The organism is Polaribacter sp. Hel1_33_78 (assembly GCF_900106075.1).
GTDB lineage: Bacteria > Bacteroidota > Bacteroidia > Flavobacteriales > Flavobacteriaceae > Polaribacter.
Genome location: NZ_LT629794.1, coordinates 2,923,642 through 2,946,484, shown reverse-complemented (window position 1 = coordinate 2,946,484; position 22,843 = coordinate 2,923,642). Strand labels below are relative to the sequence as shown.

Genomic DNA, 22,843 nt, shown 5'->3' with positions numbered 1-22,843 from the left:
ACTTTTTTTATTTGACAAGGTTTGTAAATAACATATCTTTGACAGTTGAAAGTAGTTAGAAAACAAAGTATGAAGAACATTAGGAACTTTTGCATTATCGCGCATATAGATCATGGTAAAAGTACATTAGCAGATAGATTGTTAGAATATACTGGTTCTGTATCAGATCGTGAAAAGAAAGATCAGCTATTAGATAATATGGATTTGGAACGTGAACGTGGGATTACCATAAAATCACATGCTATTCAAATGGATTTTGAACATAAAGGAGAAAAATTCATTTTAAATTTAATAGATACGCCAGGTCACGTCGATTTCTCTTACGAAGTTTCTCGTTCCATAGCAGCTTGTGAAGGTGCTTTACTTATAGTAGATGCTGCACAAAGCATACAGGCGCAAACAATTTCTAACTTATATTTAGCTTTAGAGAATGATTTAGAAATTATCCCTATTTTAAATAAAGTAGATTTACCTTCTGCGAATCCAGAAGAGGTAACTGATGATATTGTAGATTTATTAGGCTGTGATGCAGAAGAAGTAATTCACGCAAGCGGTAAAACAGGTTTTGGAGTAGATAATATTTTAGAGGCTATCATTGATAGAATACCAGCACCTCAAGGAGATCCGGATGGACCATTACAAGCCTTAATTTTCGATTCAGTTTACAATTCTTATAGAGGGATTGAAACGTATTTTAGAGTTTTAAACGGTGAAATAAAGAAAGGACAAGAGATAAAGTTTTTGGCAACGGGCAAAAATTATTTTGCTGATGAAGTTGGAACTTTAAAACTGGAACAGGTTGTGAAAAAATCTGTTAAAACTGGCGATGTAGGTTATTTAATTACGGGTATCAAAACGGCAAAAGAAGTAAAAGTGGGAGATACAATTACAGATGCAGCAAATCCGACAACCGAGACAATTGATGGTTTTGAAGATGTAAAACCAATGGTTTTTGCAGGTATTTATCCTGTAGACACCGAAGATTATGAAGAGTTGCGTTATTCTATGGAAAAATTGCAATTAAATGACGCCTCTTTAGTATTTCAACCAGAAAGTTCTGCAGCCTTAGGTTTTGGTTTTAGATGTGGATTCTTAGGAATGTTACACATGGAAATTATTCAAGAACGTTTAGAGCGTGAGTTTAACATGACAGTAATTACAACTGTGCCAAACGTTTCTTATCATGCGTACACAAAGAAAAATCCAGATGAGTTAATATTGCTTAATAACCCTACAGATTTGCCAGATCCATCAAGATTAGATAGGGTGGAAGAACCTTTTATTAAAGCATCAATTATTACAAAGTCAGATTTTGTTGGTCAAGTAATGAGTTTGTGTATAGAAAAACGTGGTCAAATTACAAATCAAACTTATTTAACAACCCAAAGAGTAGAATTAATTTTTGAAATGCCATTAGCAGAAATTGTTTTTGACTTTTACGATCGTTTAAAAACGGTTTCTAAAGGATATGCATCTTTTGATTATCATCCAATAGGTATGAAAGAATCTAAATTGGTAAGAGTAGATATTCTATTAAATGGTTCGCCAGTAGATGCACTTTCTGCCCTATTACATGCAGATAATGCCTATACAATTGGTAAAAAAATTGTTGAGAAATTAAAGCAGTTAATACCAAGACAACAGTTCGATATTCCTATTCAGGCCGCAATTGGAGCAAAAATTATTGCAAGAGAAACTACAAAAGCCTTGCGTAAAGATGTTACTGCAAAGTGTTATGGTGGAGATATTTCTCGTAAGCGTAAATTATTAGAAAAACAGAAAAAAGGTAAGAAAAGAATGCGTCAAGTTGGTAATGTAGAAATTCCGCAAGAAGCATTTATGGCTGTTTTAAAGTTGAATGATTAATCTCTTTGAGAATAGAGAAACAAAATAAAAGAATAAAGACAAAAACTCCTTTTTGAGAAATCAAGAAGGTTTTTTTATTTGAAGCTATTTACTGCTTTTTACAAAATCTTTTATTGCTGAATTTATTTCAGCATCTTCAGTTTAAGTCAAAAACAATTTAACAATCCAAAATATAATATAGCAAGTTCAGCATAAAATAGATGCCATTTCAAACAGGTAAAACTTATCTACCAGCTTTTTGTTTTGTTTTCCAGTCACTTTCTAAAATTAGCAGTTATAAAAAAATACATTATCACTTTTTATTTTTATAGAAATTAATAAGCGATTTTTAAAATGACTTTCTATTTTTCCTCTACAAACCTCAAATGCATTAGCTAAATTTTGTAAAAGAGTTTGTTATAAGTTTGTTCTGGAAAACATGGGCTTTTAGAAATGTAGAAAAAAAGAAAAAAAATGAATGCCTCGAATAGGGAGTGTGGAAAATCCGTAAGAACCATTTATTATTTTTTTAAAGTTCGTTGATTAAAACAAAAAATGCCCTCAATGAAATTGAGAGCATTTAAGATTGACTGAGTAAATAAATAATTTAATTACAAGTAATTCCTAATAATTTTAGATTTGCAACATAGGCTTCGAAGGTTAGGCCATCTAAACTTTCGGTAGTTGACTCTCCAAAAACAGTCGATGTAATTGTGCCATCTCCATTGTCACAAAATTCAGTAACTGCAGGAATACCCACTAGAGCTCCCATATCACAAGTTTCACAAACGTTTTGTGTTTCGTCATCAGATGAACAAGAAACAAAAGATACTGAAGCTAAAATAGCAATAGATAAAATGATTTTTTTCATAGTTTTAAAGTTTTTATTATTCTTTATGAAAAATTATTTATCATGAATCGCGCCATAAATTCAAAATAATTTTTTTCTTTGAAGATGTTTCCTGTTTTCTCTACTCGTTATCTTTTACCCTGTAAGTTACTATCAATGAAATTGCAATTTCATTGATAGTAATCTCAAAAGAGCTCAAACAAAATGTTCAATAAGGCTTAGTCTAGTCTGAAACTTTCAGCATAAAAAAATACTCTCAATTTTTCATCAAAAGTATTTATACTATTTTTTTAAGAAAGAAATTTATATCAGGGTGATATGAAAAAATGTAAATGACATTAATCTCTCCCTCCTAAAATTTGCATCGCCCAATATAATAACATTGCTAAAGACCCAAGGGCAGCAACTAAATAAGTTCTTGCAGCCCATTTTAAAGCATCGGTTGCACCTGCTAATTCCTGTTGAGAAACCATGTTTTTGTTTTGTAACCAAGCTAAAGCTCTATTACTGGCATCATATTCTACAGGAAGTGTTATGAAACTAAACAATGTTGCAAAGCCCATAAAAATTAAACCTAAAATGGCGATATAAAACCCAATTCCTGTTGCACCAGAAGCGGCACCTAAAATGATTCCTCCGATTACTAACCATTGCGAAAATTTAGAGGTAATACTCACGATTGGTACTAATTGAGAACGCATTGTTAAATAACTGTATGCTTTTGCGTGTTGCACTGCATGGCCGCATTCATGAGCAGCAACTGCTGCTGCTGCTGCGTTTCTTTGGTTGTAAACAGACTCACTTAAATTAACTGTTTTATCTTTTGGGTTGTAATGATCTGTTAATCTACCAGGAGTAGAAATTACTTTTACATCATAAATTCCATTGTCAGAAAGCATTTTTTCTGCAATTTCTGCTCCACTCATTCCATTTCTTAACTGAACTTTGGAATATTTTTTAAATTTACTTTTCAATTTATTACTAACCAACCAGCTTACTAAAGAAATAGCACCAATTAAAATATAGAATCCCATCATAATTTATATTGTTTTAAATTTTTATATCATTTTTGTTTGATAAATTTACAACATAAAGTATTCCAATGTATTGTTTGGGGTATAAAAATGACAAAATGACAAACAAACCTAATATATTACTTGTATACACTGGCGGTACTATCGGCATGATCAAAGACTATCAAACAAACGCTTTAAAGGCTTTTGATTTTAGTCAGATTGTAGAAAATATTCCTGAATTGGAGCAATTAAGCTGTAATATAAAAACCATTTCTTTTGATGAACCCATAGATTCATCAAACATGAATACAAGGTTTTATATAGATATTGTTGAGATTATTGAAGAGAATTATAAAAATTTTGATGGTTTTGTAATATTAACAGGTTCAGATACTATGTCATATACGTCTTCTGCCATTAGTTTTATGATTGAAAATTTACAAAAACCAATCATATTCACAGGTTCTCAATTGCCAATTGGTGATTTACGAACAGATGCGAAAGAAAACTTAATTACTTCAATAGAAATAGCTTGTGCTAGAAAACAAGACAAGCCAATAATTTCTGAAGTATGCTTGTATTTTGAGTATAAGTTATATAGAGCAAACAGAACTACCAAGATTAATGCAGAACAGTTTGAAGCCTTTGCCTCTATGAATTATCCTCCTCTAGCAGAAAGTGGAGTTCATCTTAGTTTTAGTGAACATTATATTTACAAACCTTTAAAAGACAAAAAGGAATTGATAATAAGAAAAAAACTAATAACAGATGTTTTAATATTGAAACTTTTTCCGGGAATAACAGAGAAAGTTGTAAAAAGTATGTTGAGCATAGATGGTCTAAAAGGTGTGGTCTTAGAAACTTATGGATCAGGGAATGCGCCCGATGAAACTTGGTTTGTTACCTTGCTGAAAGAGGCAATATTTAAAGATATTAGAATTATTAATGTTACACAATGTAATGGAGGACATGTAAATCAAGGTCATTATGAAACGAGTGTAGCTTTAAAACAAATAGGTGTTGTCAATGGAAAAGATATAACAACTGAATCGGCGATTGCAAAATTAATGTACTTATTAAGTGAAGATTTATCCGAGGAAGAATTTAAGTCTTACTTTGAAAAATCATTAAGAGGAGAAATTTCTTAGATCTTAAAAAGAAAGAAAAAAGTAAAGACTTGCAAAAGGAAACTGCCAAAATATTATAAATAGGAGAAAAAAAATTTTTTTATGCATAACTTTTTTTGTTACTTGGCGGTCTCTTAAATAAGATAGCAAAGATTCTTTGAAAAAAAAAAGAAAGTATCTTTATTTGAGTTGAAAATTTATATCTTTAACCCGTTAACTATTAAAATTAATTATAACAAAGATGAAAAAAGTAGTAAATGTCTTATCTGTAACAGGATTTATGTTTTTTGGAGCTATTCAATCAACTTTCGCTCAAGAAGCAGCAACAGAAGCGCAAACTTTTCACCAAGTTTTAAAGCAAAACTTTATCGATGGTGGTCCAGGATTTATGGGAATTGTATTAGTAGCATTAATTTTAGGATTAGCTATTTCCATTGAAAGAATTATTTATTTAAACATGGCAACGACAAATACTAAAAAGTTGTTAGCAAATGTAGATGATGCTTTAAGCTCTGGTGGAGTAGAAGCTGCTAAAGAAGTTTGTAGAAATACAAAAGGACCAGTTGCTTCAATTTTTTATCAAGGTCTTGATAGAGTAGATGAAGGCGTAGAAGAAGCTGAAAAAGCAGTTGTTTCTTACGGTGGTGTTCAAATGGGTCAATTAGAGAAAAACGTTTCATGGATTTCTTTATTTATTGCATTAGCACCAATGCTTGGTTTTATGGGTACTGTAATTGGTATGATTGGAGCCTTTAATGACATTGCTGTCGCAAATGATATTTCTCCAGCAGTAGTTGCAGGAGGTATTAAAATAGCTTTATTAACAACTGTATTTGGTCTTATTGTGGCTATTATTCTTCAGATTTTTTATAACTATATCGTTGCAAAAATCGATAGTATTGTAAATAATATGGAAGACGCGTCTATCTCTTTGGTAGATTTATTAGTAAAGTATAAAAAATAATACTCAATATGAAAAGTAATAAAATTTTAAATTTTGTAATTGCTGCAATAGCTATTATTGGTGGTATTCTTTTCATAAGAATTTTTATGGAAGACGCTGAGGATATTGTAGATAATGTAGATAATTTGCAAAACACAGTAGTCAGCCCATTAATCTCTTATTCGTATTGGTTATTTATTGCGGCTGTTGTAATTACAATTGGACTTTCTTTATGGAGTTTGATTAGAAACCCAGAAAATTTAAAGAAAACTCTAGGAGGATTAGCGGTATTAGGCGTTTTACTAGCCGTTGCTTACTTCCTGTCTGATAGCAATGCAGTATATAATGCTGCCGGAAATATTGAGCCAGGAGGAGAAGAAGGTTCTTCTATTAACCATTGGGTTGGCACAGGAATATGGTATAGTATTATCTTAGGAGGTATAGCGGGCATATTTTTTGTTTGGGATTTGTTAAAAGGATTAGTTAAATCATAAACTATGGCAAGAAGAGAAAATCCAGAAATTAATGCAGGTTCTATGGCAGATATAGCCTTTCTGTTATTAATTTTCTTCTTAGTAACAACTACTATGAATGTAGATTCAGGTGTGTCTAAGAAGCTGTCAGAAAAGCCACCAGCAGATTACGTTCCACCTGTAATTAAAGAGAAGAATATTTTTGAGGTTAATATTAACAGAAATAATGAACTTCTTGTTGAAGGAGAGCGTATGGATGTGAAAGATATCAAAGAAGCTGCTATAAAATTTATAGATAACGGAGGTGGTCTAGGAAAACCTGGTGAAGATGGTTCTCCTGGTGAACCTTGTGACTATTGTGAAGGAGATAGAAGTGACTCTTCCTCAGATCATCCAAATAAAGCAATTATATCTGTTCAAAGTGATAGGGGTACTGAATATGGTACTTATATTAAAGTACAGAATGAGCTTTTAAGAGCCTATACAGTTCTTAGAAATAGATTGTGTACAAAGCGTTATAAGATGTCGTTTGATGAACTAGAAGAAACTTACAAGGACAATAAAAGTAACGAAGATTTAAAGAAAAAAGTTGAAGATATTAAGAAATCATATCCTCAAATTATTTCTGATGCGGAACCAACATCGTAATTAATTTTAAAATTTAACACATGTCTAAATTTAGAAAGAAGAAAAAGGGAATGCCAGCTGTAAATACAGCAGCCTTGCCAGATATCGTTTTTATGTTGTTATTCTTCTTCATGGTAACTACTACTATGAGAGAGACAGACTTAAGAATTGAAAATCCTAGATTACCGAGTGCATCTGAAGTTAAAAAATTAGAGCATAAGAGTTTAGTTTGTACTATTTATGTTGGGAAATCAAAAGATGCTAGCAAGCATGGGGTTGGTTATAATAAAATTCAGTTAAATGACAAGATTGCTTCGGCTGATCAGGTTCCTGCTTTCATTATTAATGCAAGATCGAAAGTTTCTGAAGCGGAGGTTCCATTTATGACAACTTCAATCAAAGCGGATAAAGAATCCAATGTAGGTACAATTACAGATATTAGATTGAAATTAAGAGATGTAAATGCACTTAAAATTAGTTATTCAGCTTCGAAGGGTGCGGGTAATTAATCATATAATGTCATAAAAAAAAGGGTAATTCATTTCGAATTACCCTTTTTTTTATGAAAAAAATTTAATTTTTTCATTTTGAAATATTGTATATTTATCTTTAGCTCAATTAGTATGAATAGATTAGTTTACTTAATATTTTGTGTGCTGAGCGCTTCTCAGATATATGCGCAAAAAGACTCTTTGCAATTAGGAGATAACTATGCTGAAGACCAGATTTACGCCTCTATATCGTATGCTCAATTCTTTAAACAGCCCTTAGGAGTCTCTAAAAGTGGTTTCTCTTATAGCATCTCCACTGGTTTTATGAAGGATGTTATTTTGAATCAAAAAGGAAGCTTTTCTTTTGCAGTAGGTGTTGGGTATGGCTTTGATTTTTTTAATCACAACATCGAAGTTCGAGAAATTAATGATGAAACTATTTTTGCTACTGCTGTTGGAACTAGTTCTAATACATTCAAATCTCACAATTTAGAGTTCCCATTTGAGTTGAGATGGCGCACATCAAACGCAATAAAGTATGATTTTTGGCGAATTTATGCAGGTGTTAAGTTTTTATATAACATGTCTCATAAGTTCGGTTTTATTGAAGACAATAAAAGTTTTAGTTATAAAAATTTGAGTGCATTCAGTAAACTTCAGTATGGATTAACCCTTTCTGCGGGTTATGATGTATTCAATATTAATATATTTTATGGGTTAACACCTATTTTTGATAGCGCAGAACCGGCCATGGATACGAGTGTTTTAAAGTTTGGTTTGATATTTTATATCTTATAAGAAATAATTCAAACTAAAACTTGAGAATACACCGATAAAAAAACCAATATAGATTTCTCTGGTAGTATGCTTCTTTAAATTCAATCTTGCGCTTGCTAATAGACCTGAAAGTAGTATTGTAACGATGATGGTAATCGTAAAGGATTGCGCATAATATCTACTTAAAACCATAAAAAAACCAACGCAGATACCAAATGAAAGTAAATGTACACTTGCTTTTATTTTGAAATTATAAAGTATATAAATTAAAAATAATCCTAAAGAAGTTGTGTAAAAAAGAAACCCTAAATCTCTTAAGTTAGGAATGGTGATTAATGAATTTCCTAAGAAATAAAAAACTATTGTCATTAAAGCGATTGGTAACTTCCTTTCTTTTATGCTCTCTGTTTGGAAGCTCTTTATAAATCTAATTTTTTTTAAAATGATTAAACCTAATAAAGGGATTAAATAACTAGCTACAAAGACTAAGCTCAATACTGTTACTTTATGACTATGTGAAAGGTTGTTCTTAATCAATAAAAAATATAATATTACCACGATAGTGGGTATTACAATTGGATGCAAAAGAGTGGATATGAGTTTATAAAATCGCACTATATTTCTTTACGTAGTCGAGCCACAGGCAGCTCTAATTGCTCACGATATTTAGCAATAGTTCTTCTTGCAATTGGATATCCTTTTTCTTTTAAAATTACAGATAATTTCTCATCTGTTAAAGGTTTTCTTTTATCTTCTTCGTGTATAACAGTTTCTAATATTTTTTTAATTTCTTTTGTTGAAACATCTTCCCCTTGATCATTTTTCATTGATTCAGAAAAGAACTCTTTAATTAATTTTGTTCCATAAGGAGTAGATACAAATTTGCTGTTAGCGACTCTAGACACCGTTGACACATCCATGTTAATTTTATCAGCAATATCTTTTAAAATCATAGGTTTTAATTTGCGTTCATCACCAGTTAAAAAATAATCATGTTGATACTGCATAATCGTATTCATAGTGATTAATAAGGTCTGCTGACGCTGTTTGATGGCATCTATAAACCACTTTGCAGAATCTAGTTTTTGTTTGATAAAAAAGACAGCATCTTTTTGAGATTTACTTTTGACAGTAGATTCTTGATACCCTTTTAGCATGTTATTATATTCTCTAGAGATATGCAGTTCTGGAGCGTTTCTTGAGTTTAATGTTAAATCTAATTCACCTTCTAAAATTTTAATAGAAAAATCAGGAACAATTTGCTCTGCTATTTTGTTATTACCTGCATAAGAACTTCCAGGTTTTGGGTTTAATTTTGAAATTTCAGTATTTACCTCTTTCAGGATTTCTTCTGAAATATTGAATTTTTCTTGGAGCTTTTGATAGTGCTTTTTTACAAAGTGATCAAAAGCATCTTCTAAAATGCCGATTGATAAACTTCTAATTTTATTTTTTTCTTTCGCTTTTAATTGAATTATCAAACACTCTTTGAGATCCCTGGCTCCAACACCAACAGGATCTAAACTGTGAACTACTTTGGTTAATATTGTAATTACTTTTTCTTCAGTTGTAAATACATTCGCCGTAAAAGCTAAGTCATCCACTAAGTCAATAATTTCTCTTCTAATATAACCACTATCATCAATGCTACCTACAAGAAATTCTGCAATTACACGTTCTTCTTCATCTAACCTAAAGGTATTTAATTGATTTTTTAAAGATTGATGAAAAGTTGTTCCTGCTGCATAAGGAACGTTTTTTTCTTCATCATCTGCTGAATAATTGTTAGCTTGTGTTTTGTAACTAGGTATGTCATCATCACTTAAATACTCATCAATGTTTATGTCGTCGGCTTCAATTTTTTCATTTCCAGCGTCCTCATATTCATTCGATAGATCATCATCTATAGCATCTGATTCTTCTTTACCAGTATCTAAAGCTGGGTTTTCTTCAATTTCTTGTTTTAAACGTTCTTCAAAAGCTTGCGTAGGCAACTGAATTAGTTTCATCAACTGAATTTGTTGAGGAGATAATTTTTGTAATAGTTTGTATTGTAAGCTCTGCTTTAGCATTTAAAAATCCGCATTTTGAGGTGTCCTTGGAAAAGGAATTACATCCCTAATATTACTCATTCCTGTAACAAATTGAACCAAACGCTCAAAACCTAAACCAAAACCAGAATGCACAGCAGATCCGAATTTACGTAAATCTAAATACCACCAAAGTTCATCCTCTTCAATATTAAGAGCTTTCATTTTTTCAATTAAAACATCGTAACGTTCTTCTCTTTGACTTCCGCCTACAATTTCTCCAATTCCGGGAAACAAAACATCCATAGCTCTAACCGTTTTTCCATCATCATTTAAGCGCATATAAAAGGCTTTGATATCTGCTGGATAATCAAATAAAATTACAGGACATTTAAAGTGTTTTTCAACTAAAAAACGCTCGTGTTCTGATTGTAGATCTGCGCCCCACTCATTAATTGGAAACTGAAATTTTTTCTTTTTATTGGGTTTACAATTTCTTAAAATATCGATAGCTTCCGTGTAAGAAACACGTTTAAAATTATTGTCTGCTACAAAACGTAATTTTTCTAATAGATTTAATTCACTTCTTTCAGCTTGAGGTTTACTTTTTTCTTCTTGTGTTAAACGCTGGTCTAAAAAAGCCAAATCATCTTTACAGTTTTCTAAAATATCATTAATTACATATTTAATGAAATCTTCAGCCAAATCCATATTCCCATCTAAATCCATGAAAGCAACTTCTGGCTCAATCATCCAAAATTCTGCTAAATGACGAGTTGTATTCGAGTTTTCTGCCCTAAATGTTGGACCAAAGGTATAAGCTTTCCCTAAAGACATTGCAAAAGTTTCTGCTTCTAACTGTCCGGAAACTGTTAAATTTGTTTCCTTGCCAAAAAAGTCTTTTGAATAATCAATTTTGCCATCTTCAGTTAATGGTGCTTTGTTGTCTTCAAAAGTAGTAACCCTAAACATTTCTCCTGCACCTTCAGCATCAGAACCAGTTACTATTGGTGTGTTTACGTAGTTAAAACCATTTTCTTGAAAATATTTATGGACAGCAAAAGATAATTTAGATCGCACACGCATTACGGCACTAAATGTGTTTGTTCTAACTCTTAAATGAGCATTTTCTCTTAAAAATTCGAAGCTATGTTTTTTAGGTTGTATTGGATATTCGTCAGGATTAGAGTCTCCAAGTATTTTAATTTCAGAAACTTGAACTTCAAAAGTTTGGCCTCTTCCTTGACTTTCAACTAAAGTTCCTTTTACACATATTGCCGCGCCAGTTGTTATTCTTTTTAAAGTTTCTTCTGAGGTGTTTTCAAAGTCGATAACACATTGTATGTTTTTTATTGTAGAACCATCATTTAGAGCAATGAAACGGTTGCTTCTAAAGGTTCTTACCCAACCTTTTAACTCTACTTCTTGTAAAACTAAATCCGAGTTTAAAATTTCGGCAACGTTTTTCTCTTTCATCTCTGTCTATTGTTTGATTTGATTCTAAATATTTGTACTCAAATGTAAAGATACTTTTTTAAGGTAAAATGAGCAATGAAGAAATGCCAATAAAATTATAACTTTATAAATTGTCTATTTGCACGGAAGGAAAATAGCAAGAACATTACTTTTAAATGGATATTTCAGGGACTAGGGGTTTGTTTTATTGGGAAAAGATTCAACAGGAAGTGCAGTCTTGATATATGTTTAGCTGGTGGCCAATTTAGGGCTATTCAATTAAGATTTTTTGGGACCTTTACTTATTAGAAGATAATCAAATTCTGAAGTGTTTTTGTACCCAATAAAAACAATTTGCTATATATTTATAGGCAAGAACTCAAGGATTCAATTCTAAAGTTGGAAAAAAATATTTTTATAAAATATGGTTGTCATGAGCAAAACTTATAAGGTGTGGTAAGCTCTTTACATTAAATCTCTTGTATAGCGGAATAATTCTTTTTTCGATAGCGGATTGACTAACCTTTAATTTATTGGCAATTTCTTTAAAGGCGTATCCTTTAGCTGCTAATTCTAAAGCTTCCTTTTCTTTTCTTGAAATTCCCAATTCATTGAATAATTGCTCATTAAGAGACTCTTCGAATAAAGATGTTATTGGACCAAAGGCTGCATATTGCATGATGTTACCCAATTTTCTAGAGTGAATTCTTTCTGAAATTCCAATTATTTCTAAAATAGTGCCATTTTTAGATTTATGAATGCCCGCTCTAGAAAATAACGGTATAATTTCTCCGTTTTTATGAATTTTTTCAAGTTCAATTGTAAAACTATATTTGTCTAAATCTACTTTAATATTTTTTATATATTGTAATGCCTTGTCTGTAAATTCGTTAGAAAAATTAGAATGTCTTTCGGAAGTTAGACGAATAAGTTTTAAAAGCGTAATTTCTTCATCTTTATAACCTAATATTTCATCCCAACCATGAGCATATAACATTCTATTTTTTACAAAAGAGTATACATAAATGGCTTGTCCAGTAAATTGTGGTACTTTTTCTTTACATTTTTGGTATTCAGGGTCATTGGAATCAAATGGTATATCTGAAACTATTTCTCTAGTATATTTTCCAAAATCATTTTTCATGTTACAATATAGAAAAAAAACTGTGTAAAAACACAGTTGATTAGTAACTATTAGTGCGCTACATTTGTAAAAATTATATTGAACAAGGAAAATTACAAAAATTGCTTTGAAAAAGAATTTTTAAAATTGTTGCTCTTAGATTAAGATAAAATATTCTTAGAATCTAAATAGCAAAAAACCTTTACTATCTGCAATAGTAAAGGTTTTTTTATTTCTCAATTTTATCTTCTTTTGGAGGAATGATTTTCAATGAAGGCTCCTTAAATACTTTTTTGTTAGCAATTTTCTTTTCGAAAGTTAACAGCAAAGAAGGTAATAACAGTAAGTTAGATACCATCGCTAATAATAGAGTTATAGAAACTAAGCCTCCTAAAGCGATTGTGCCTCCAAAACTTGAGAGTGTAAACACTAAAAAACCAAAAAACAAAACAATAGAGGTATAAAACATACTCACTCCAGTTTCGCGCAAAGCGGCATAAACTGAAGGTTTTATTCGCCATTTATTCGCAATTAATTCTTGCCTATATTTTGCTAAAAAATGTATAGTATCATCCACTGATATGCCAAAAGCAATACTAAAAACTAAAATTGTTGATGGTTTAATTGGGATGTCAAAAAAGCCCATTAATCCTGCTGTTATTAATAGAGGAAGAATATTTGGTAGCAAAGAAATCAAAATCATTTGTGGTGATCTAAACATCCAGGCCATGAAAATTGCAATTAAAATAATGGCCAAGGATAGGGAGAAAACTAAATTTTTGATCAAATAATTAGTTCCTTTTATAAAAACTAATGCTTTTCCTGTAATAGATACTGAGTATTTATCGGAAGGAAATTCTTTGTTGATGACCGCTTTTAGCCGCTCTTGAATAACATCCATTTTATCAGTACCAATATCTTTCATAAAGGTTGTTATTCTTGCGTAACGCCCTGTAGAATCAACAAAATTCTTTAACATTCCTGCATCACTATTTGAGTTTTTAGTGTAAGAGAAAATATAATTTTGTTCTTGACTTGTAGGTAATTGATAATATTTAGGATTTCCATTATAATAAGCCTGTTTTGTGTATTTTATCAAATTTACAACAGAAATAGGTTTAGATAATTCAGGAAAAGTTTCTATCGTCTCATTAATTTTATCCATCTTTTTTAAGGTGGATAATTTCATAACCCCTTTATCTTTTTTCGTGTCAATTAAAATTTCTAAAGGCATAATTCCACCAAACTCTTTTTCAAAGAATTTAATATCCTTATAAAAATCCATGCTTTTTGGCATGTCTTCAATTAAGCTTCCGGAAACTTTAATTTTATAAACTCCAATAATTCCCAGTATTATAATCGCTACGGTTGCGATATAGATAGTAATTCGTTGCTCCTTTACGGCTCTTTCCATCCAATTAACAACATTTTCAATCCATCTTCTTTCAAGATGATTTAAATGCTTCTTTTTTGGAAGCGGCATAAAACTGTAGATAATTGGAATAATCAATAAAGCCAAAATAAAGATGCTAATGATATTTACAGAAGCTAAAATTCCGAATTCACGTAATAAATCACTTTTTACAAAAACAAAAGTTGCAAAACCAGATGCCGTTGTAATATTGGTCATTAAAGTGGCGTTACCAATTTTAGAAATTACACGTTGCAAAGCCTTCGCTTGTTGTCCATGTTTTTTAATTTCTTGCTGATATTTGTTGATAAGAAAAACAGCATTTGGCACTCCAATAACTATGATTAAAGGGGGTATTAATGCCGATAAAACTGTAATTTCATATCGAAATAAACCGATAAAACCGAGCGCCCAAATTACACCAATTGATACTACTAAAAGTGTAATAAAAGTAGCTCTAAAAGATCTAAAAAAGAAGAAGAAAATGATAGCCGTAATTCCTAATGCACCTCCGACGAATAGGACAATTTCATTTTGTATATTTTGAGCGTTTATTGTTCTTATGTATGGCATTCCAGAAATACGAACATCTAAATTGTTCTCTTTTTCAAACTTTTCAATAGTCGGAATTAGTGTTTCAAAAATAAAATCTCGACGTTTCGGAGTGTTTACAATTTCTTTATTAATATAAATAGCAGTTTGTAGAGTTCCTGTTTTTTTATTAAAAAGTAAATTATCATAAAAAGGTAGCTTCTCAAAAAGCTGCTTTTTAATCTCTAAAACTTCTTTTTTTGTAATTGGATCTTTCTCATACAAAGATTCTAAAATAAATTTTCTTTTTTTTCTATCTGCTTTCAGTTTTTGAACATCAGCAATAGAAAGTGTAAAATCTATTTCTTTTAAATCTTTAAATTTTGTTACTAAGTTATTCCAAGCATTAAATTTTTGTGGTGTAAAAACTGTAGAATCTTGAACACCAAGAATTACTAGGTTTCCTTCTTCTCCAAAAATCTCTAGAAACTTATTGTATTCTAAATTAGCTTTATGATTTTTTGGTAATAAGTTTGCCTCTGTATATGAAAATTTCATATACTTCATCTGTGTTGCTAATAAACCAGTAATGATCGCAATGACCAATAATACCAAGTAGCGGTTTCTTAAAATTATACCCGCAACTTTTGTCCAGAAATTCATTTTTTTATTTTTGCAAAGTTAATTAAATGGCAGTAAGTCTTGAAAGTAAAAAAGAGTGTTTTAAGACACTCCTTTTTTTTAATTTCTATTCATTTATACAGTCATTATTTCTTTCTCTTTCAAAGAAAGGATGCCTTCAATATTTTTTACAAAAGCGTCTGTCATTTTCTGAACATCATCTTCTGCAATTTTTTTCATATCATCAGAAATATCTGTTTTTTTGATATCGTTATTTGCATCTTTACGTGCATTTCTAACACCCACTTTAGCGTGTTCTGCCTCAGCTTTAGATTGCTTAGCTAAACCAATTCTACGTTCTTCTGTAAGAGGTGGTACATTAATCATAATTATATCACCATTATTCATAGGGTTTAAACCAAGATTTGCTATTTGAATTGCTTTTTCAATTGCTTGTAACATGCTTTTTTCCCAAGGCTGAATACTTAATGTTCTTGGATCTGGCGTGTTTACATTGGCAACTTGTGCAAGAGGGGTTTGAGATCCATAGTAATCAACCATTACTGTTCCTAACATTGCAGGTGTCGCTTTTCCTGCTCTAATTGAGCGTAATTCCTTTTCTAAATGCTCAATTGCATTACTCATTGCTTCTTTAGCAGTATCTAGAATAAATTCAATTTCTTCGTTCATCTTTTTAAAATTTAAAGATTTTGATTCTTAATTGTTAACTATGGTGCCAATTTTTTCTCCAGAAACTAATTTCATTAAGTTTCCGTTTTTGTTCATGTCAAAGATGATTATTGGTAATTTATTTTCTTCACTTAAAGTAAAGGCAGTCATATCCATAACTTTTAAACCTTTGGAAATAACATCTTTAAAAGTTATCGTTTCAAATTTAATTGCATTCTTATCCTTTTCAGGATCTACATTATAAACGCCATCTACTCTAGTTCCTTTTAAAATGGCATCAGCATTAATTTCAATAGCTCTTAAAACTGCAGCTGTATCCGTAGTAAAATAAGGGTTTCCTGTGCCAGCACCAAATATTACTACACGTCCTTTTTCTAAATGTCTAATTGCTTTTCTTTTAATATAAGGCTCCGCAACTTCTTTTATTTCTAAAGCCGTTTGCAAACGCGTTTTAACGTCTTCATCTTCAAGAGCACTCTGCAGTGCTAAGCCATTTATGCATGTTGCTAGCATACCCATGTGATCTCCTTGAACACGATCCATACCATTACTTGCACCAGCAACCCCTCTAAAAATATTTCCACCACCAATCACAATAGCTACTTCAATTCCTTTCGCTACAACTTCTTTAATTTCTTTTGCATATTCTGAAATACGTTTAGGATCTATACCATATTGTCTATCCCCCATTAACGCTTCACCACTTAATTTTAAAAGAATTCTTTTATATTGCATTTAGTATTTTTTTGATAATTCCCTTTATAATTTGGGATTAATGTTATGCAAAATTACATAAATTTTTTATTTTTTTTAAATACGTCTTACAGTTTTGTTTTATTTTTTTAAATAAAACGAATTTGCTGAAATTGAAGTATTTAAACTTTTGTAAGGTTAATTAAATTGATTAATTTTGCAGTCGATTTTTTAAGAACTAGACATAATAAGAAATGAATATTACAAAAGAAAACATAGATGCATTAAATGCAGTTGTAAAAGTTGATATAGTTGCTGGAGATTACCAAGAAAAAGTGACAGAGTTATTAACAGATTATCGTAAAAAAGCGGATATTCCAGGTTTCAGAAAAGGGCATGTGCCAATGGGGATGATAAAAAAGCAATATGGGAAATCGATAATGATAGATGAAGTTAACAAGCTTTTACAAGAATCTTTAAATAAATTTTTAGCAGAAGAGAAATTAGATATTTTAGGAAACCCTATTCCAAGAATAAAAGAAAATTTTGATTGGGATGCAGAGACTTTTTCTTTTGAATTTGAATTAGGTTTGGTTCCGGAATTTGAAATCGATTTAAGCCAAAAAAATAAAATAAAGCAGTATAATATAGTTGCCACTGATTCTTTAATTGACGAGGAAGTTAAGAACATTCAAACCCGTTACGGAAAAATGAGTTCGTTAGACGAGGCTACTGAGCATTCTAATGTTACAGGAACTTTTATAAATGAGGAAAAAGAAATCAATAAAAAATCTACTTTTTTAGTTAACGATTTAAAAGGAAAGAAAAACGAAAAGAAAGTTATTGGTGCAAAGGTGGGAGATGTTATTGCATTAGAGACTAAAAAATTGTTTGAAGATGATCATAAATTAGAGCAGATTTTAGGTGTTGCCCATGATGTAATTCATGATTTAGATATTACGGTTACTTTTACAGTTGAGGACATTACAAAAACCGAACCAGCAGATTTAGATAAGGAGTTATTTGATAAATTATTTGCTGACGGAAGTGTAACTACTGTAACGGAATTAAGAGAGAAAATAAAGGAAGATGCAGAAAAGCAATTTCAACAACAAGGAGATCAACAGTTATTAAATGCAATTACAGAGTATTTAGTAGAGAACACAAAGTTTGATTTACCGTCGGAATTCTTGCAAAAATGGTTAGCAACAGCTGGCGAAAAACCATTAACAGCCGATGAGGCGGAAGCAGAATATAAAAAATCTGAAAAAGGATTGCGTTATCAATTAATCGAAGGGAAGATTATGAAAGATAATGATATTAAATTAGAGTACGCAGAATTAGTAGAGTATGCAAAAGGATTTATTCGCACACAAATGGCTCAATTCGGGAATATGAATCCAGAAGAAAAAGAATTAGAGGATATTGCAGCCAGAATCTTACAAAATCAAGAAGAGGCACAGAAATTGCAATCTCAATTAATTAGTCAAAAACTATTAGGGTTTTTCAAAGAGAAGATTAGCTTTAAAACGAAAGAAGTTTCCTATGAAGACTTTATTAAAGAAGTTTACAAATAGTGAAATTAAATTCTGATCTTGTACTCAGAATCTAACGATAATAGAAACCTGAATTGAAAAATTTAGGTTTTTTTAGCTAGTTACATTAACAAAAAACTAACAAATACTTTCTTATCTTTACAGTATAAATATTTAAAAGAATCACAAAATGGATTACGGAAAAGAGTTCGAAAAATATGCGACCAAACATCATGGAATAAATAGCACACATTTTGGTAAAATTACAAGTAGTTTAACACCATATATTATGGAAGAACGTCAGATGAACATCACTCAAATGGATGTTTTTTCACGTTTAATGATGGATAGAATTATCTTTTTAGGAACAGGAATTAATGATCAAGTAGCTAATGTTATTCAAGCTCAGTTATTGTTTTTAGAAAGTGTAGACGCGAATAAAGATATTTCAATTTATATTAATTCCCCTGGTGGAGGAGTATATGCAGGTTTAGGGATTTATGACACTATGCAATTTATAAAGCCAGATGTAGCAACAATTTGTACAGGTATGGCAGCTTCTATGGGTGCTGTTTTAATGTGCGCAGGAGCCGCAGGGAAACGTTCTGCATTGCCGCACTCTAGAGTTATGATTCATCAACCTTTAGGAGGTGCACAAGGGCAGGCCTCTGATATTGAAATTACCACAAGAGAAATTTTGAAATTGAAAGATGAATTGTATGCAATTATTGCAAAACATTCAGGACAAACTATAGAGAAAGTTCATGACGATTCTGATAGAGATTACTGGATGAAAGCGGAAGAAGCAAAAGCTTACGGGATGATTGATGAAGTTTTAGTAAGAAAATAAAACAGTTTTGTTATTTTGAATAGCATGAAGCCCTCTCTTTTTAAAAGTGAGATCAATTCATGAATTCGTTGTGACTAAACAGAGAGAAGGATATAATGTCAAAAGAAGAAAGTTTAGAATGTTCATTTTGTGGACGAAAAAAAGTAGAAACAGACCTGCTTATTGCGGGTATGGATGCTCATATTTGCGATAAATGTATTGAGCAAGCTCATGGAATTGTAGAAGAAGAGGTTTCGGATTCAAAAACTAGCAGTTTGTCTAAAGATTTAATTCTAAAAAAGCCTCAAGAAATTAAAAAGTTTTTAGATCAATACATTATTGGTCAAGTAGAGACTAAACGTGCAATGGCCGTTGCAGTGTATAATCACTACAAGCGTTTGTTGCAAGTAGAAGATGAGGATGAAGTAGAAATTGAAAAATCGAATATCATTTTAGTTGGTGAAACCGGAACAGGAAAAACACTAGTCGCAAAAACAATTGCAAAAATGTTAAATGTGCCCTTTTCTATTGTAGATGCTACCGTATTAACGCAAGCCGGTTATGTAGGAGAAGACGTAGAAAGTATTTTAAGTAGATTGCTGCAAGCTGCAGATTATGATGTAGAAAAGGCAGAAAGAGGTATCGTTTTTATTGATGAAATTGATAAAATTGCGAGAAAAGGAGATAACCCTTCGATAACTAGAGATGTTTCTGGTGAGGGGGTTCAGCAAGCCTTATTGAAATTATTAGAAGGAACAGTTGTAAATGTTGCACCAAAAGGAGGAAGAAAACATCCAGAGCAAAAATTTATTGAAGTAAATACGCAAGATATTTTATTTATTGCAGGAGGTGCTTTTTCAGGGATAGATAGAATTATAAGTAAGCGATTAAACATGCAAGCTGTCGGTTTTAGCGCTTCTTTAGACGAGGATAAAGTTGATCATGAAAATTTATTACAATATATTATTCCTTCAGATTTAAAAGCTTTCGGTTTAATTCCTGAGATTATTGGACGCTTACCGGTATTAAGTTATATGAATCCTTTAGATGCAGAAACGTTGCGGGCAATTTTAACAGAACCTAAAAATTCGATTATTAAACAATACGCAAAATTATTTGTAATGGATGATGTTGAGTTTACAATTACAGAAGGTGCTTTAGGTTATATTGTTGGAAAAGCTGTAGAATATAAATTAGGAGCAAGAGGTTTACGCTCTTTATGTGAAGCGATATTTACAGATGCAATGTTCGATTTACCAAGTTCTGATGAAAAAGAATTTAAAGTAACTAAAAATTATGCTGAGGCTAAATTATCAAATTCGACTTTAAAGAAATTAAGAGCAGCATCTTAATTTTAAAAATTAAATAAAATAAGCCTCACTAAATTCAATTAGTGAGGTTTTTTATTTTAGAAAGATTACTTTTATAAAAATATCTTATTCTTATATTTGTTTACCTTTTATCATACCAAATAAATGATTTCTAGAAGTACTATAGACCGCGTTTTTGAATCTGCAAGAGTCGAGGAGGTTATTGGTGAATTTGTTCAGCTAAAAAAAGCAGGAAGTAACTTTAAAGGATTAAGTCCTTTTACAGATGAAAAATCACCGTCATTTATGGTGTCTCCGGTAAAGCAAATCTGGAAAGATTTTTCTACTGGTAAAGGAGGAAATGCAGTTTCTTTTTTGATGGAACATGAGCATTATTCATATCCAGAAGCTTTAAAATGGTTAGCTAAAAAGTACAATATAGAAATTGAAGAAACTGAGCAAACCGATGAGCAGAAAGAGCAAATGAATGAACGCGAAAGTATGTTTTTGGTGTCTAATTTTGCTAAAGATTATTTTCATGATTTAATGCTTAATTCAAATAAAGGTAAAGCAATAGGATTATCATATTTTAAAGAACGTGGTTTTAGAGACGAAACCATTAAAAAGTTTGAATTAGGCTATTGTATTGATGAGTGGGATAATTTTACAAAATCGGCTTTAGCAAAAGGTTATGATTTAAAATACTTAGCCTCAACAGGCTTGACCATTGTAAAAGAAAATAAACAATTTGATCGATTTAAAGGACGTGTACTATTTCCTATTCACTCGATGTCTGGGCGAATCTTAGGTTTTGGTGGGCGTATTTTAACAGCGGATAAAAAAGCAGCCAAATATTTAAATTCACCTGAAAGCGACATTTATCATAAAAGCAAAATCCTTTATGGAATTTATCAAGCTAAAAAAGAAATCGCGAAACAAGACAATTGTTTTTTGGTTGAAGGATATACGGATGTAATTTCTTTTCATCAATCAGGAATTGAAAATGTAGTAGCTTCATCTGGTACGGCATTAACTTCAGATCAAATTAGGTTAATAAACAGATTAACAAAAAATATTACTGTTCTTTTTGATGGAGATGCAGCGGGAATTAGAGCCTCTATTCGTGGAATAGATTTAATTCTAGAACAAGGAATGAATGTAAAAGTTGTTCAATTTCCTGACGGAGAAGATCCAGATAGTTTTGCGAAATCACATTCAGATAGTGATTTAAAGGAATATTTAGAAAATTCTGCACAAGATTTTATCAACTTTAAAGTCTCACTTTTGCTAAAGGATTCAGATAATGATCCCATAAAAAAAGCAAGTGTAATTAGAGATATAGTAACTAGTATTTCTAAAATTCCTGACGGAATTCAAAGGGAAGTTTATGTGCAAGAATGTTCAAGAATTATGGATATTTCTGAACGAGTTTTATTTAGTGAATTGGCGCAATTATTAAAAAAAGAATCTTTTCAAAAAACTAAAACGAGTTCAAATTATAACAATGTAGACCCAAATCAGCCACCTCCAGAATATTTTATGGATCAAGAGCAAGCTCAAATGGGATTGGTGAAAGGTGGGCAAGTTTCTTCTCAAAAAATTGATCAACTATCAATACTTGAGAATGAAATTATAAGAATTTTACTTTTGTATGGCAATGAGGAGGTGGAATTCATTGAGGAAGTTATTCATACGAATGAAGATGGTAAAGAGAAAATTGATACAAGAAAATACCAAAACTTAGTTTCTGCAGAAATATACGTTCATTTGCATGATGACGAAATTGAGTTTTCGAATTCAACTTTCCAAGAAATTTATGCAGAAATGATTCATCAATTAAATCAATTTGAAAAACTTGAAATGGATGGTTTAATCAACCATGAAAATCCAGATATAAGAACTATCGTTACTGCTATTTTAATGGATGAAGAAAATCCAAATATGAAATTGAGTGATTGGGAGGGGCAAAACATCAATGTTACGGGTGCTTTAGAAGTTTTAAATAAAGCAGTTAATGATGCTGTTTTTAATTTACGTAGAATTTTAATTGGCCAAAAAATTGAAGAATTGATGAAAGAAGCTATGGAAAGTCAATCTAAAAATATCGATTTAGAAATGATAAAAAGCTACACGCAATTAAAAATGAGACTTTTTGAAAAATTAAATAGAGTTATATAATATTATATTCTACGAATTTTATTGAAAGATATTGCAACCTAGTATTTTCTTAAACTAATAATTGAAATTCATTTAAAAGTTTATTTTATTGTTTTCTATTTTATATGAGGGTAAAAGATGCTTTTGTTGCTTAGAAAGAATTCGAACTTATGAAAATAATTTTTCAAATTATACAGAGAACTTAATTTCCATTTAAACTCCCGTTTAACATATTTAAAAGTTCAAAAAAATAAAGCTATAATTCGAATAAAAAGTATGGTGATTTCTGCTTGTTTACTATAACTTTTT

Annotated in this window: 20 protein-coding genes; 11 read left to right on the top strand and 9 right to left on the bottom strand. The window is 30.9% G+C overall.

Translation table 11 applies throughout. The features are described from left to right. The first annotated feature begins 69 nt into the window (after positions 1-69). A complete protein-coding gene (gene lepA, locus BLT88_RS12805; RefSeq protein WP_036782935.1) occupies positions 70-1,866 on the top strand; it encodes a translation elongation factor 4 in 1,797 nt (598 codons plus the stop codon). Positions 1,867-2,452: 586 nt separating this feature from the next. On the opposite strand, the gene BLT88_RS12800 is transcribed toward lepA, so the two are convergent. Further along, the gene (locus tag BLT88_RS12800; protein ID WP_091955202.1) at positions 2,453-2,716 is read right to left on the bottom strand and encodes a hypothetical protein; all 264 of its coding nucleotides are present in this window, start codon (positions 2,714-2,716) and stop codon (positions 2,453-2,455) included. A 317-nt stretch (positions 2,717-3,033) separates the two neighbouring features. Then, a complete protein-coding gene (locus BLT88_RS12795; protein ID WP_036782938.1) occupies positions 3,034-3,732 on the bottom strand; it encodes a zinc metallopeptidase in 699 nt (232 codons plus the stop codon). 95 nt (positions 3,733-3,827) lie between these two features. Between BLT88_RS12795 and BLT88_RS12790 the strand changes: the two genes are divergently transcribed. From BLT88_RS12790 to BLT88_RS12765, 6 genes are all read left to right on the top strand, one after another. Then, the gene (locus tag BLT88_RS12790; RefSeq protein ID WP_091955806.1) at positions 3,828-4,859 is read left to right on the top strand and encodes an asparaginase; all 1,032 of its coding nucleotides are present in this window, start codon (positions 3,828-3,830) and stop codon (positions 4,857-4,859) included. A gap of 220 nt (positions 4,860-5,079) precedes the next feature. Continuing rightward, a complete protein-coding gene (locus BLT88_RS12785; RefSeq protein WP_036782942.1) occupies positions 5,080-5,802 on the top strand; it encodes a MotA/TolQ/ExbB proton channel family protein in 723 nt (240 codons plus the stop codon). An 8-nt stretch (positions 5,803-5,810) separates the two neighbouring features. Further along, positions 5,811-6,275, top strand: a complete 465-nt coding sequence (locus BLT88_RS12780) for a hypothetical protein (RefSeq protein WP_172824317.1) — start codon at positions 5,811-5,813, stop codon at positions 6,273-6,275. Between the two features lie 3 nt (positions 6,276-6,278). Then, entirely contained in the window at positions 6,279-6,902 is a 624-nt protein-coding gene (locus BLT88_RS12775; RefSeq protein ID WP_036782948.1) for a biopolymer transporter ExbD, read from the top strand. Between the two features lie 20 nt (positions 6,903-6,922). Next, entirely contained in the window at positions 6,923-7,390 is a 468-nt protein-coding gene (locus BLT88_RS12770) for a biopolymer transporter ExbD (RefSeq protein ID WP_091955198.1), read from the top strand. A 114-nt stretch (positions 7,391-7,504) separates the two neighbouring features. Next, positions 7,505-8,170 carry a porin family protein gene (locus BLT88_RS12765; protein WP_091955196.1) on the top strand — a complete coding sequence of 222 codons (666 nt, stop codon included), beginning with the start codon at positions 7,505-7,507 and terminating at the stop codon, positions 8,168-8,170. Here the strand turns inward: BLT88_RS12765 and BLT88_RS12760 are convergent. The 7 genes from BLT88_RS12760 to pyrH all read right to left on the bottom strand — a co-directional run bounded on the left by BLT88_RS12760 (position 8,165) and on the right by pyrH (position 16,745). Then, positions 8,165-8,518, bottom strand: coding sequence for a hypothetical protein (locus BLT88_RS12760; RefSeq protein WP_231960005.1), 354 nt, complete (start codon positions 8,516-8,518; stop codon positions 8,165-8,167). The two genes, BLT88_RS12765 and BLT88_RS12760, sit on opposite strands and share 6 nt — an antisense overlap. Positions 8,519-8,763: 245 nt before the next feature. Continuing rightward, positions 8,764-10,221, bottom strand: a complete 1,458-nt coding sequence (gene rpoN, locus BLT88_RS12755; RefSeq protein WP_036782954.1) for an RNA polymerase factor sigma-54 — start codon at positions 10,219-10,221, stop codon at positions 8,764-8,766. Then, positions 10,222-11,655 (bottom strand): asparagine--tRNA ligase, encoded by a 1,434-nt coding sequence (gene asnS, locus BLT88_RS12750; protein ID WP_036782957.1) that lies wholly within the window; start codon positions 11,653-11,655, stop codon positions 10,222-10,224. Between the two features lie 394 nt (positions 11,656-12,049). After that, positions 12,050-12,778: a LuxR C-terminal-related transcriptional regulator gene (locus BLT88_RS12745; RefSeq protein ID WP_091955194.1), complete on the bottom strand. Its 729-nt coding sequence runs from the start codon at positions 12,776-12,778 to the stop codon at positions 12,050-12,052. Between the two features lie 208 nt (positions 12,779-12,986). After that, entirely contained in the window at positions 12,987-15,362 is a 2,376-nt protein-coding gene (locus tag BLT88_RS12740) for an RND family transporter (protein WP_036782962.1), read from the bottom strand. 93 nt (positions 15,363-15,455) lie between these two features. Beyond that, on the bottom strand, positions 15,456-16,010 hold the full coding sequence (frr, locus tag BLT88_RS12735) for a ribosome recycling factor (RefSeq protein ID WP_091955192.1): 555 nt from the start codon (positions 16,008-16,010) through the stop codon (positions 15,456-15,458). 27 nt (positions 16,011-16,037) lie between these two features. Beyond that, entirely contained in the window at positions 16,038-16,745 is a 708-nt protein-coding gene (gene pyrH / locus BLT88_RS12730) for a UMP kinase (RefSeq protein WP_091955190.1), read from the bottom strand. A gap of 212 nt (positions 16,746-16,957) precedes the next feature. Between pyrH and tig the strand changes: the two genes are divergently transcribed. The 4 genes from tig (at position 16,958) to dnaG (ending at position 22,555) form a co-directional block, all read left to right on the top strand. Then, positions 16,958-18,280, top strand: a complete 1,323-nt coding sequence (tig, locus tag BLT88_RS12725) for a trigger factor (protein ID WP_091955189.1) — start codon at positions 16,958-16,960, stop codon at positions 18,278-18,280. Between the two features lie 148 nt (positions 18,281-18,428). Further along, the gene (gene clpP, locus BLT88_RS12720) at positions 18,429-19,088 is read left to right on the top strand and encodes an ATP-dependent Clp endopeptidase proteolytic subunit ClpP (protein ID WP_036782973.1); all 660 of its coding nucleotides are present in this window, start codon (positions 18,429-18,431) and stop codon (positions 19,086-19,088) included. A gap of 95 nt (positions 19,089-19,183) precedes the next feature. Then, entirely contained in the window at positions 19,184-20,419 is a 1,236-nt protein-coding gene (gene clpX, locus BLT88_RS12715) for an ATP-dependent Clp protease ATP-binding subunit ClpX (RefSeq protein ID WP_036782976.1), read from the top strand. Positions 20,420-20,542: 123 nt separating this feature from the next. Beyond that, complete coding sequence (gene dnaG, locus BLT88_RS12710; protein WP_091955186.1) at positions 20,543-22,555, top strand: DNA primase; 2,013 nt, start codon at positions 20,543-20,545, stop codon at positions 22,553-22,555. The last annotated feature ends 288 nt before the right edge of the window (positions 22,556-22,843 follow it).